Below are 13372 nucleotides of genomic sequence, written 5' to 3'. Positions count from 1 at the left end.
TTCCAGTTTAACAATCATCCCTCTTCCAGTCAACAAAAACCGAACATTAATCATTAAAAATCATTTATTATTCGTCAAAAACAAACTTACAAAAAATCCCCTCTGCGCTAGGCAGGGGGGATATCTGAATCGCTGTAACGATGATCGAGATCGACGAACTTGTTGTATTCTTTGACGAATGCAAGTTCTACGTTGCCGATCGGTCCGTTACGCTGCTTGGCTATTATTATTTCAATGATATTCTGGTTCTCTGATTCCTGGTCATAGTAATCATCCCGGTACAGGAAACCGACAATGTCCGCATCCTGCTCAATCGAACCGGATTCACGCAGATCGGACATCATCGGTCGTTTGTCCTGACGTGATTCGACACCACGGGAAAGCTGTGAAAGTGCAATGAGCGGTACGTTCAGCTCACGGGCGAGTCCTTTCAAAGACCGGGAGATTTCCGAAACTTCCTGCTGACGGTTTTCTTTGGAATTCCCGCTTCCCTGAATCAGCTGCAGGTAGTCGATGAGAATCATACCTATACCATGCTCCTGCTTCAGACGGCGGCATTTCGAACGGATTTCACTCACGCGCACGCCAGGCGTGTCGTCGATGTAAATGCCTGCATTCGAAAGACTTCCCATAGCCATCGTCAGTTTGTTCCAGTCATCCGACTCCATCTTACCCGTACGTAAGCGCTGCGCATCGATGTTTCCTTCTGCACAAAGCATACGGGAAACGAGCTGATCGGCACCCATCTCCAAACTGAAGATCGCCACATTCTCATCCGTCTGACCGGCGATATTCTGTGCAATATTAAGCGCAAATGCCGTCTTACCCATCGATGGACGGGCAGCGATGATGATAAGGTCGTTCCTCTGGAAACCGGAAGTGATCGTATCGAGATCACGGTAGCCGGTCGGAATGCCCGTAACGTTTCCATCACTCTGATGCAACTGTTCGATGTTGTCATAGACATCGATCAGGACATCCTTGATGTTTTTGAAGGCCTGGGAGTTCTTCCGCTGGGAAACGTCCAGAATCTCTTTCTCCGCCTGGTTGAGGATGTCTTCGAGATCATCATCTTCCGAGTATCCGTTCGTCACGATTTCTGTAGCTGTACGGATCAGCTGACGGAGCGTGGACTTTTCATTGACGATTTCCGTGTAGTATCCGATATTCGCTGCTGTCGGAACCGAGTTCGCGATGTCGCTGAGGTACGATACCCCGCCCACTTCTTCGAGCGTTTTGTTGTTCGACAAAGCCGTTGTCACGGTCACGAGATCGATCGGCTCTCCGCGATTCGATAGACCGAGCATCACTTCGAAAATACGCTGATGACTGGCGCGATAGAAATCTTCAGGAAGCAAATGCTCAGCTGCTGTCGTCATGGCTGAGGGCTCCAGGAAAACGGCACCGAGCACCGCCTGTTCCGCTTCAATGTTATGCGGCGGTGTCCGGTCCTGAAAAAAATCATTCACAAGCTTTGCCTCCTCTGATCATTGGCCTTACTTCTCCGCCACGTGAACGCGAATCGTTCCATTCACTTCCGGATGAAGTTTCACAGGCACTTCGGTGTAACCAAGGTTGCGGATCGGATCATCCATGTCGATCTTCCGCTTATCGATCGAAATATTATGCGCTTTTTTGAGCTCTTCAGAAATCTGTTTGCTCGTAATGGAACCGAAAAGACGTCCTTTGTCTCCTGATTTCGCTGTAAGTTTCACTTCGAGGTTCTTCAGATCTTCTTTCAGCTGTTTCGCTTCCTCTACTTCCTGCTGTGCTTTCTGTTCTTCTTTTTTATCTTTGGCTTTTTGAGCATCCATGTTCGCCTTGGTCGCTTCGACGGCAAGGTTGTGTTTCAGTAGATAGTTGCGTGCGTAACCATCTGATACGTTTTTGATTTCGCCTTTCTTGCCTTTTCCTTTGACGTCCTGGTTGAATATTACCTTCATTCTTCTTCTCCCCCTTCAAAATACTCGTCGATTATATCTTGCAATAATCCTTTCGCATCTTCAATCGTTGTGTCTTCGAGCTGGGTCGCAGCATTGGTCAGGTGGCCTCCCCCGTTCATCTGCTCCATGATCACTTGAACGTTCACATCGCCGAGAGAACGGGCACTGATGCCGACACGTCCGTCTTTTCTATCGGAAATGACGAAGGATGCTTCGATGCCACTCATCGTAAGCAGTGTATCGGCCGCCTGAGCGATGACTACAGGACCGAAGATATCACCTTTGTCCGCAGCAGAGATTGCGATCCCTTCTCTATAAACATCTGCCCGTTCAATCAGACGACTGCGGCGCACATAAATATCGAGGTCTTCTTTCAGGAATTTCTGTACGAGAACCGTATCGGCCCCTTTCCCGCGTAAATAGGATGCGGCATCAAACGTCCGGGAACCTGTACGGAGCGTAAAGCTCTTCGTATCCACAATAATCCCTGAAAGGAGAGAAGTCGCTTCAAGCATCGACAGCTTCAGTTTCTTCGGTTGGTACTCCAGAAGTTCTGTAACGAGTTCCGCTGTAGAAGAAGCATAAGGCTCCATATATACAAGGGTCGGATCAGCAATGAATTCCTCGGCTCTCCTGTGGTGATCGATAACGACGACATGTTCCGTTTTATTGAGCAATTTCTCTTCCGCCACCAGCTTCGGTTTATGAGTATCCACTACGACGAGAAGGGTCTCATTCGTCACCATCTCCATCGCGTCCTCAGGTGAAATGAAATAACTCCAAAGCTCAGAGTCTTTCTTGATCTCCTCTACCATCCGCTTCACACCGGTGTCGATATCATCCGGATCCAGCACGATAGCCGCCTGTTTCTGGTTGGCCTGGGCGATTTTCAGAATACCGATCGCCGCTCCGACGGAATCCATGTCCGGGGATTTGTGTCCCATGACGAGAACTTTCTCACTATCCTGAACAAGATCTTTCATCGCATGAGAAATGACACGGGCGCGGACTCTGGTCCGTTTCTCCATCGGATTCGTCTTACCTCCGTAGAAGCGGACTTTCCCCGTTTCGTCCTTGATCGCTACCTGGTCACCGCCGCGTCCGAGAGCAAGGTCGAGACTCGACTGGGCAAGATCCCCCATTTCAGGGAGTGTCATCGGTCCGACCCCGATACCGAAGCTCAGTGTAAGCGGCATGTTCTGGTCCGTGATGAGTTCTCTTACTTCGTCGAGAATTTCGAATTTCGTCTTTTCGAGGCTGTGCAGAATTTCTTTGGTCAAAACGGCAAGAAACCGTTCCTGAGACGTGCGTTTCAAATAGATTCCATTATCTTCGGCCCAACGATTAAGGATGGAAGTAACTTGCGAGTTGATGTGACTCTTGGACGTATCATCCATCCCCTGGGTGATTTCTTCATAGTTATCAAGAAAAATCACTGCAAGGACAGACTGTTCATTCTGATATCGTTTTTCGATTTCTGTCTGTTTCGTCCGGTCGAAAAGATAAAGCAGACGGTCTTCCTGTTTCATGATCGTCTGCATCTGACTCCCATCAAGGTCGATCCAGGCTTCCTCTTTATTTTCCTTGATGTTCGGAATCAACTTTTCCGACAGTTCATTAAGAGAAGTGCCTACTACCGAATTTTCATCGACGAACCTGTTCATGTAAGGATTCGCCCATTCGATCTTGTAATCCTCACTGTAGAGGATAATACCGATCGGCATTTCAAGAAGCGCTTCTTCCCCTACTTTCTTCACCCGGTACGAGAGGGTCGAGATATACTCTTCGGTGTCATTGATGACCCGTTTCTCCGTACGGATGCTGTAAAAGATCGAGCCGATAAGCAGGAGTGTCATCACCAGGCCGAACATCCACTGGTAATACCAGATAAAAGCAAGCAGGATGACCGACAGTACATAAATGAGCCACAAATGCCCACTCATCGTTGATTTCTTTTTCATATTCGCCATTCACTTCAGCTCCCGGTTTTAATCTATGAGCTATTTCTTTTCCTGTATCTTTTCCCTTAGTGGGAAACCTATATCAATTATACCTAAGATTCGGACAAGATAAAGAAAGATTTGCGGCAAAAGAACCGACAGGATGATCACCATAATCGGGGCCGCTTTCGGCCATTTCTTTTGCTGACTGTAAAAGAACACGAACGAGAAGCCCTGCAGGATGAGTAGCATCCCCGTCAGTGTAAAAACGTTTACGGTCGCAATATACCATATTCCACCCTGCTCCATAAATATGAAATTAAGCAGCATGGCAATGAAGTAATACCATAAAATCGATGTCGGCAATCTCATCTCGCGGACGGGAGGGAAGGAAAAACCCGCTCTCTCGAGACGATTGATGAGCTTATAGCTGAGCCACTGACTGATGAGGGCCATCACGATTCCTGTCGCAGCGAGGATGCTCGGTAAATAGTCCGGAATACTTTCCATCTGCTGTCTCAGCATTTCAATCGTCGCTTCTGTTTCTTCCCCGCCGACAGAACTGAGCATATTCTCTGTCAGGTTGATCGACTCATCGATGGCGACCTGTATTTCTTCCATCCAGTTGACCCCGAACAGGGCTTGAGTCAAAACGTATACAGCCACGAGTCCACCTATGAAACCGAGAGAACCGATGACCCAGGTCTCGTAGGCGTTCCGCTTTCTATGCATGGCCCCACCGAGAGCTACACCTCCGATACCTGTAAGTAGCGTCACCGGAAAAGAAAAGACCGTTGCAATGACAGATGCAAGTACGACAGCGCCGAACAGCATGATGAACCCTGATTTATACCCGAAGTGATAACTGTAGATCACAAAGGGAATCGGTAGTGCAAACATTAAGAAAGTCCCGAGAATCGGGATCGGTAAGAAAAGGATAACGAGAAGCATGACGAGATAAATCCCCGTCAGCAGTGCCCCTTCCGTAATCTGTTTTGTATTTTTCATCTGGAAACCTCACTTCATCTACTTGAATAATCCTTCCCATTTTAACACATAATAAAGCGGAAGCGCTTTGCTTATCTCCTTGAATGTTGGTATGATGATTCCAACCAGAAGCTTGAATGGAGGGAAAGACGCATGCGCACAGACTATCACGTACATATGGCGGAAACAGGAGAACTTTCCGTGGAGTATCTGAAAGAATACATCCAGAAAGCGAAAGACGAAGGAATCGAAGACCTCGGCATTTCCGAGCACGCTTACTTCTTCCAGGAGACGCGCCCGATTCTGTCCAACCCATGGGTAGAGAATCGAAGAACGCTCGATTTCAGTGAGTACCAGACACTCTTCGATGAGGCGGAAAAAGAGAACCTTTCAATCAAAATGGGGATCGAAATGGATTACATGCCGGGCAAAGAGAAAGAAATGGAAACCTTCATCAAGGAGCACCCTTTCGATTACGTCATCGGATCGGTGCACTGGATCGACGAATGGGGCATCGATCTCGCCATTTACCGGGAAGAATATGAAAAGCGCGATATCTACGAAGTCTACGAGCAGTATTTCGACCGTGTCGTAACGCTGGCAGAATCAGGATTGTTCGATTTCGTCGGTCATATCGACGTCATCAAAGTCTTCGGTTACGAACCGGACGACAAAGAGTTCCTGCAGAAACAGTACGAACGTGCGGCCAAAGCCCTTGCGAAGACAGGTACGTTGATCGAGATCAGTACAGCAGGTCTGCGCAAGCCGGTCGGCAAAATCTATCCGGAACCGGATTTCCTGAAAACGTGTAAAGAGTACGGAGTCGGCATCACCCTCTGTTCCGATGCCCACAAACCGGACCACCTTGGTTATCGTTACGATGAAGCCGTAGAGTTCGCAAAATCGATCGGCTACGACGAAGTCCACACGTTCACGAAACGTGAGAAACAGGCTCATCCTCTGACATAGAAAAGCGGAGCCATCCCGCTTAGAAGGTCTGGCATAAGCAGGGGTTTCTCTTTTCAGGTGTTCTTTCCTGAAAAAGAAATCACTGCTTATGACACGGGCTTCTGGATGGCATAGCTAGACATAGGAAAAGCGGAGACACCTTGCTTAGCCCTTCTCGCATAAGTGAAAATCAGCCTAAAGAAGTGCTCTCCTTCTTTATGGATGGTTTTCACTTATGTCGCTAAGGGCTAGGTGTCGCAGCTAGACAAAGAAAAGCGGAGGAGCCCCGCTTAGAAACCTCAGTGATAAGTAGAACTGTCAGACAAAAGTGCTTTTTCTTTTTTCTGATCTGTTCTACTTATCGCTCGGGGTTTCTGGGCTTCGTAGCTAGACAAGGAAAAGCGAAGAAGAACGCTTAGAAATCAAGGAACCGCTCTCTGCCCTTAGCCTGGCAGAAGCGGTTCTTTTTTTCGATCTTTATGCGATAGTTATTCAATCTTTTCACGAGAAAGCACCGCATCATTTATAGAATGAAGCATTTTCAACTACACTCGGAGCTAAACTATAGCATTCCATAACATATGAGACACTTTTCACAATTCCATCACCGAAAAACACCTCATAGCACCAACCCCAAAAGAATTCATCCAATTGAAAAGCCTTTGGGCCGATCTCACCGGTCCAAAGGCTTTTCTTCATTATTTATAACTTCAAATACTGAACGCGATTAATATCCTGAACATGAGCCAGATGCTCCTGACAAGCAGGCTCCACTTCTTTATCTACAGTAAGAATCATGATCGCAGCTCCACCGATATCCGTACGACCTACCTGCATCGTTGCGATGTTGACGTCATGCTCAGCAAGCAGACTTCCTACACGACCGATGGCACCCGGTTGGTCTTTGTGGTGGATGCTGATGAGATGACCTTCCGGGATGACGTCCACAGAATATCCATCAAGACGGACTACTCTCGCTCCAAGTCCGTTCAGCAATGTTCCGGCAATACTTCTTGTTTCTTCATCCGTTTCCAGTTCGACAGTCAGCAGATTCGTGAATCCTTTCGTCGAGGTCGACTTCTGTTCGTTGATCTCGATTCCTTTATCTTTCGCAATCTTATAGGAATTGACGTCATTGACACGGTTTCCTACGAATAACTGAAGGACGCTTTTCACTACTTTTCTCGTTAACGGGGTAGGGTCTACATCCGTCAGTTCTCCGGAATAATACACATTGATATTATTCAGTCCTCCCCGAACGACACTGCCGAGGAACGCACCGAGTTTTTCGGAAAGCGTGATGTAAGGTGTGAGTTTGTCCTGCATTTCTTCCGGAATCGAAGGAATGTTGACCGGCTGTTTGGCATTCCCTCCACGCAACACTTCCATTACATCGTAGCTGACATCTGTCGCTACGTTTTCCTGAGCTTCGATGGTGCTTGCACCGAGGTGTGGGGTCCCGACCACCTGTGGGAGATCGAGCAATTTGTTCCCTACCGCAGGTTCTTCTTCATATACGTCCAGCGCGGCTCCGGCGATTTTCCCGGATTGCAGTGCTTCATACAGAGCTTCCTCTTCGATGATTCCGCCACGGGCACAGTTGAGCAGGCGCGCTCCATCTTTCATCTTCGCAATCGCTTCTTTATTGATGAGGTGATGCGTCGCATCGATCAAAGGCGTGTGAACCGTCAAAAAGTCGGCCTGAGCCAGTACTTCATCCAGAGAACCATGGTCGACTCCGGCTTTTTCCGCTTTTTCTTTCGTCAAAAACGGATCATAAGCGATGACGTTCATACGGTGGCCCTTGGCACGACGGGAAACGACTCTTCCGATACGTCCAAACCCTACGACACCGAGCGTCTTATTCTTCAGCTCGACACCGACATACTTCTTACGGTCCCAGCGGCCTTCCTGAAGGGAATGGTACGCCTGAGGAATGTTACGGGCGAGAGACATAAGCATCGCCATCGTGTGTTCGGCAGTGGAAATCGTATTTCCATCCGGGGCGTTGACTACCACAACACCGTTATCCGTAGCAGCGTCCAGGTCGATGTTATCGACACCGACGCCGGCACGACCGACGATCTTCAGGTTCTCCCCATGCTCCAGCAGTTCCTTGGTCACTTGAGTCTGACTGCGGACGATAAGCGCATCCGCCTTGGCCACTTCTTCCAAAAGCTCATCTTCCGACATAGAAGGCTTTTGGATCACCTCTGTGTCTGCCGCTTCCAGGAGCGGCTTGATTCCGTCTTCACTCAATGGGTCACTGATTAGTACTCGATGCATGATTCCATTCCTCCTTTTGGATAGGTGCCTCTCTTCAACGAGAGTATGTAAATAGAAAAGACCTCTAGTTCTTTCAAATATATAATTCATTATCCTATCAGACACGCGGATATTGTCAATCGATTAAAGTATTTCGGTACTTGAAATTGTTAAAGGAAGTCTGTATACTCGAAAAAGTAACAGTTTTCTGAATAATCACTACATAATTAAAAGGGGGAAAAGAGGTTGAACAAAAAATTATTTTTCGGCCTTATCTTATCAATCGCTTTGATGTTCGTTCTCGCAGCTTGCGGTGGCAACGAATCATCAGATGAAGGGGATTCTTCAAATGAGGAGTCCAACGAACAATCTTCTGAGAACTCCGATTCCGGAAGTGATCAGTCCATTTCTTTCACGGCAAAAAGTGAACTGCCAAGCATGGACCCGAGTCTGATTACGGACTCTGTGGCCTTCCAATGGGCGGGAGAGACCTACGAAGGGCTTTATCGCCTCGATGAAAACGGCGAACTCGCTGAAGGGATCGCCAAAGACCACGAAGTATCCGAAGATGGGACGACATGGACATTCAACCTTCGCGAAGACGCTCAATGGGAAAACGGTGACCCTGTCACAGCCCACGACTTCGTTTACGCGTGGCAGCGCGCTGTAACACCGGAAACAGGTTCTGAGTACGGGCCTTACTTCCTCGGTGGCGTTGTTAAAAATGCTACTGCCGTCGCTGAAGGTGAAATGGAACCTTCCGAACTTGGTGTGAAAGCGGTAGATGACTATACGTTCGAAGTGAACCTCGAACAACCCGTTCCTTATTTCGACAGCATGACTGTATTCATTACGTTCATGCCGCTGAACCAGAGTTACGTAGAAGAGCAGGGAGACGATTTCTCCACGGAAGCTGACAATACAATGGCAAACGGTCCTTTCAAATTGACGGAATGGACACACGGAGAAGGATGGAAAGTAGAGAAGAACGAAACTTACTGGGATGCGGAATCCGTACAGCTGGAAGAAATCGATGTGAAAGTCATCAAAGAGACATCGACAGCCGTGAACCTATTCCAGACCGGTGAACTCGACCAGGCGGAACTGAACGCTGAATTCGTAGACGAATACCGTTCTTCCGACCACTTCCAGGTTGTAGAAAATCCATACCTTTACTTCTTCAAGTTCAACCAGGAAACGAATGAAGCACTCGCAAACGTAAATGCAAGAAAAGCCATCTCTATGGCGATCGATCGCCAATCTCTGACGGATGTTATTCTGAATGACGGTTCTGTACCGGCAGAAGGTTACGTTCCATCCAACTTTGTAACTGTTCCGGGTACAGACGGAAAAGACTTCCGTGAAGTTCAGGGACCACTTGTAGAACATAACGTAGAGCAAGCACAGGAACACTGGCAGACAGCTCTCGAAGAGCTCGGCACAGACTCCGTTACCATCGAACTGATGGGAGATGACACCGGTTCTTCCAAGAACGCTTTGGCTTACTACAAAGAGCAGCTGGAATCGAACCTTGAAGGCCTTACGATCAACGTTGTAGAAGTACCATTCAAAGAACGTGTACGTCGTGACCAGGAAGGTGAATTCGAAATCGAAGCAGCAACCTGGGGACCGGACTACGCGGATGCGAATACGTATCTGAACATGTACCTGACAGATGGACAGAACAACAACATGGGCTACTCCAGTGAAGAGTACGACAGTCTGATCAACAAAGCGAATACAGAACTCGCACGTAAACCTGAGCAACGTTACGAAACGTTCTTAGAGGCAGAGCGCCTTCTTCTTGAAGAAGATGCAGCCGTTGCCCCACTTTATCAGGATGCAAAATCCCAATTGCTCCGCTCTAACATCAAAGGCGTGTTCCCGACAGCTACGGGACCTAACTTCGAATTCAAATGGGCGAGCGTCGAGTAAAAGATTCAAACCTTGCAGGTATGCCCTGCAAGGTTTTTTTCTATAGAAAAAAACGACCGGAATCTTCCGGCCGTTTCTACCCTCACATATTGTCCTGAGCTTTTCTCAAATCCCACAGGAAGGATTCCCCTTCGAGTTCCACATCATCATACGTGAGAATCTGATCCTGCGCGATATCTCTCTTAATTTTAATATTCCCACTGACCAGTCCGATCGGTAATGCGTTGTCTCTTTTGGCACTCTCGTATTCATCTACTTTTCCATACACGGTGTGGCCACCTATGCCATCAAGATAGTCTCCCGCTTTCAGGTCCTTCTTGGCTACAGCTACCGTTTCCGCAACCATTCCCCGGTAAGGAGCGATCGTCGGTTTATTGTCGAGGTAAGCTCTTGCTATGGAAAGCGGAGTCTCAAGGCTTGTCAGGTGATACGGGCGATATAGCACATAGTGGGGCCCTTCTCCCATGCTTAAGTATTTCATTTCTTCCCGGACTTCTTCTTTATCAGAAGTGATGATTGCAAACACACCCGGAGCTACTCCATTGATATAATCGACGATTTTATGCTTCTTGATCTTTCCACCGTCTTCTTCTTTACGGAAAATGGACGGAAGTTCCTGGACGCTGCCGCTATACCCGTGCATCCCCGGTGTATCCGGAGTGAATCCCGTCGCATTAGCTACAGCGTTCATTTCCACCATCGTCTTCGTACCATCCTGGAAAGAAGCCAGCATTTTAGGACTGGCGCCTTTTCTCTCCGCTTCCTCTTTCGTCACGTCAGGGTTCGAATATTGATTCAAAGGGTTGTTCTTCCCTTTACCGAGAGCTACGATATCAAAGCCCAGAGCATCAGCGAAGTCATGCAGCTCCATGATCGCCCCCGGCTCATCTCCGGCAGACCCGGTATAGGTCACCCCTTTCTTTTTCGCTTCTTCGTAAAGGTAGGCACCGACGGTCACGTCCGCTTCCACGTTGAGCATCACGATATGTTTATGATTCTGGATGGAGTTCCAGGCTATATCTGCCCCTATTTCAGGAACGCCGGTCGCATCTACGACGACATCGACTTTCTCATTTTCATAAACGAGCTTCGCATCCTTGACGGCAACGTATTTTCCATCCTTCACGAAACGATCCACTTCTTCCGTACTCGAAGCTTCCCTGATACTCCCCTCATCAATTCCTGCCGCATGAAATCCGTGCAGTACGTTATCTACGTTGATATCAGCGACAACAACTGTTTTCATGCCTTTCATACCTTCGATCTGGGAAATCATCCCTCTCCCCATCTGCCCGGCACCAATTAATCCGACAGAAATATATTTTCCTTCACTCTCCAGCTCTTCTAATTGTCTGTTTACTCCTAACATAGCTACAACCCTTTCTATTCACCGATGATTTGGATACTGTGACTTTCTTCGATTTCAGGAATCTCTTTCGCTTCAAGACAAATCGTTCCCGGAAGGTCCGAGTTGCTTTCTCCATTAAACTGGAACGTTGCATGGCCCATTTCTTTCAATGTTTCGTTAGCTTTGCCACCTACAAATAGAATCTCGAATGTTTCATCATTGATGATGAAGCGGTCTCCTGCCTGAACATCCTTTTTGATTTCTTTGTTGTCATGGACGATTGCGAATTCTTTCAGCTCATTCGGTACGTCTTCATGGAAGAGTACGAGCATGTTCTCTGCCCGCATCAATCCGCTTTCTGCTCCTACACTTGTCACTTTGGATGATAGTTTCGTCACCATAGTCCAACTCCTTCAATCTTTAATAAATGGTAAAACTGAATAGATATGCGATAACAACGGCCAAAGGTCCGGTGATCACACGTGAAAATAGTACAGCCGGAACTCCGACTTCGATAGTTTCCGGTTTCGCTTCTCCGAGCGTCAGACCTACCGGTACGAAGTCCGCCCCTACCTGAGGGTTGATTGCGAATAGTGCTGGTAGTGCCATCTCCGGAGGAATGTTCCCTTTTCCGATTTCCACCCCGACAAGTACCCCGACAACCTGCGCAATAACGGCACCCGGCCCGAGTAATGGGGAAAGAATAGGAAGCGCTACAATAAGGGATAGAATGAGAAGTCCGAAAATGTTACCGGCTAACGGCGTCGCTACTTCTGCGAGCAAATCACCGATGCCTGTATAGTTGATGATACCGATCAGCATCGAAACGAATGCCATGAACGGTAGAATGTTCTTGATGACCTGATCAATCGTTTCACGACCCGCCTGGTAGAATACACCGACGACTCCGCCCATAGCGCGGCCGAATTTCTCGATGATGTTCTGTTTCTTCGGTTCCTGGTAGTTTTCTTTGGCTTTCTGTTTCGCTTCTTCTTTGACTTCTTTGGCTGTCTTTTCTCCGGCACTTTCCATGATCGATTCATCCTCAGGATTCGTTACATCCGCATTCCCATCAAGCGGGTGGACATCCTTCTCCCGGACACCTGAAACGAAGTTATCTTCTTTGATGAACTGCATGAGAGGTCCAGCAGGGCTCGTTCCGTGCAAATTGACGGTCATTACGTCATTCTTCGGATAAATCCCGCACCTGGCCGTTCCGCCACAGTCGATGACTGCACAAGCCATTTCATCATAGGGAACAGACGTGGAAAAACCATCAACTGCCTCTGCTCCTGTCTTATCAGCGATATCCTGAGCTACCGGGTGAATACCGCCTCCGGTAACGGATACGACATATTTCTTTTTATCATCCGGCTGAATCGTCAGGGGACCTCCCCAACCTCCGGATCCTTTTGTGATTTTGACCGATTTATAGTTACTCATATTCCCACCTCACTAGTAGTAGTTATTTCGAATCGGAGTCGAGCATCCCCTGTTTTTTCATCATGTTAACGGTAATCAGTTCCGTCACGATTCCTCTGATGAGGATGACTACGATACCTGTGATGAAGTACATGACCGCCAGTGGCCCAAGTGACATTCCGAGCGTTGTCAGTCCAGCAGCAACCCCGGTATAAACGAAAAGCTCCGCCGGGTTCGCATGCGGGAAGAGTCCGGTGATCGGGTGTACGAAAGATACAGCTGAATCATAAAAGGCCGGTTTCTGTCTCTCCGGAAGAAACTTACCGAACGTGTACGCCATCGGGTTCGTAAGGAAGAATACTGCGACGACCGGAAATAAGGTGTACCTCAAAATGATGTTCTTCGTAAGTTTCTGTGCGAAAATCGTTATCCTTTCTTCCCCTACAAACTTAATGACGGAGTTGACTGCCGTAATCAGAACAATGAGCAAGGGAATGATCCCTGTTACAAGCCCGACGAATGTTTCGCCGCCTGCCTGGAACATTCCTATAAAACCTTCTGCAAGACCTACGATAAAATCCATA

11 protein-coding genes are annotated in these 13372 nt (G+C 47.9%); 2 read left to right on the top strand and 9 right to left on the bottom strand.

What is annotated here, in order from left to right; all coding sequences use genetic code 11:
• Positions 1–107: 107 nt before the first annotated feature.
• From dnaB to BLQ44_RS11670, 4 genes are read right to left on the bottom strand one after another with little or no spacing between them, the layout of a single operon-like run.
• The gene (gene dnaB, locus BLQ44_RS11685) at positions 108–1469 is read right to left on the bottom strand and encodes a replicative DNA helicase (RefSeq protein ID WP_093194079.1); all 1362 of its coding nucleotides are present in this window, start codon (positions 1467–1469) and stop codon (positions 108–110) included.
• Between the two features lie 27 nt (positions 1470–1496).
• Positions 1497–1943, bottom strand: coding sequence for a 50S ribosomal protein L9 (rplI, locus tag BLQ44_RS11680; RefSeq protein ID WP_093194078.1), 447 nt, complete (start codon positions 1941–1943; stop codon positions 1497–1499).
• Positions 1940–3913 carry a DHH family phosphoesterase gene (locus BLQ44_RS11675; protein ID WP_093194077.1) on the bottom strand — a complete coding sequence of 658 codons (1974 nt, stop codon included), beginning with the start codon at positions 3911–3913 and terminating at the stop codon, positions 1940–1942. The genes rplI and BLQ44_RS11675 overlap by 4 nt, the downstream gene beginning before the upstream one ends.
• 30 nt (positions 3914–3943) lie before the next feature.
• On the bottom strand, positions 3944–4891 hold the full coding sequence (locus BLQ44_RS11670) for a YybS family protein (RefSeq protein WP_093194076.1): 948 nt from the start codon (positions 4889–4891) through the stop codon (positions 3944–3946).
• A gap of 132 nt (positions 4892–5023) precedes the next feature.
• Here BLQ44_RS11670 and BLQ44_RS11665 point away from each other — a divergent pair, with 132 nt between their 5' ends.
• Positions 5024–5839 carry a histidinol-phosphatase HisJ family protein gene (locus BLQ44_RS11665; protein ID WP_093194075.1) on the top strand — a complete coding sequence of 272 codons (816 nt, stop codon included), beginning with the start codon at positions 5024–5026 and terminating at the stop codon, positions 5837–5839.
• Between the two features lie 681 nt (positions 5840–6520).
• Here the strand turns inward: BLQ44_RS11665 and serA are convergent.
• Complete coding sequence (gene serA / locus BLQ44_RS11655) at positions 6521–8104, bottom strand: phosphoglycerate dehydrogenase (RefSeq protein ID WP_176757507.1); 1584 nt, start codon at positions 8102–8104, stop codon at positions 6521–6523.
• A gap of 225 nt (positions 8105–8329) precedes the next feature.
• On the opposite strand from serA, the gene BLQ44_RS11650 reads away from it, so the two are divergent.
• Positions 8330–10018: a peptide ABC transporter substrate-binding protein gene (locus tag BLQ44_RS11650; RefSeq protein ID WP_093194073.1), complete on the top strand. Its 1689-nt coding sequence runs from the start codon at positions 8330–8332 to the stop codon at positions 10016–10018.
• 82 nt (positions 10019–10100) lie between these two features.
• Here the strand turns inward: BLQ44_RS11650 and BLQ44_RS11645 are convergent, their stop codons facing one another.
• Genes BLQ44_RS11645 through srlA form a run of 4 tightly spaced genes read right to left on the bottom strand, consistent with a single transcriptional unit; the run spans position 10101 to position 13371 of the window.
• Complete coding sequence (locus BLQ44_RS11645) at positions 10101–11387, bottom strand: NAD(P)H-dependent oxidoreductase (RefSeq protein ID WP_093194072.1); 1287 nt, start codon at positions 11385–11387, stop codon at positions 10101–10103.
• A gap of 14 nt (positions 11388–11401) precedes the next feature.
• Positions 11402–11767, bottom strand: a complete 366-nt coding sequence (locus BLQ44_RS11640) for a PTS glucitol/sorbitol transporter subunit IIA (RefSeq protein WP_245688161.1) — start codon at positions 11765–11767, stop codon at positions 11402–11404.
• 19 nt (positions 11768–11786) lie between these two features.
• Positions 11787–12809 (bottom strand): PTS glucitol/sorbitol transporter subunit IIB, encoded by a 1023-nt coding sequence (gene srlE, locus BLQ44_RS11635; protein WP_093194071.1) that lies wholly within the window; start codon positions 12807–12809, stop codon positions 11787–11789.
• A 22-nt stretch (positions 12810–12831) separates the two neighbouring features.
• Positions 12832–13371 carry a PTS glucitol/sorbitol transporter subunit IIC gene (gene srlA, locus BLQ44_RS11630; protein ID WP_093194070.1) on the bottom strand — a complete coding sequence of 180 codons (540 nt, stop codon included), beginning with the start codon at positions 13369–13371 and terminating at the stop codon, positions 12832–12834.
• Between the last annotated feature and the right edge of the window lies 1 nt (position 13372).

It is taken from the genome of Salimicrobium halophilum (assembly GCF_900100295.1).
Lineage (GTDB): Bacteria > Bacillota > Bacilli > Bacillales > Halobacillaceae > Salimicrobium > Salimicrobium halophilum.
The sequence above is the reverse complement of the archived record's forward strand: the minus strand, read 5'-3'. Positions and strand labels throughout refer to the sequence as shown.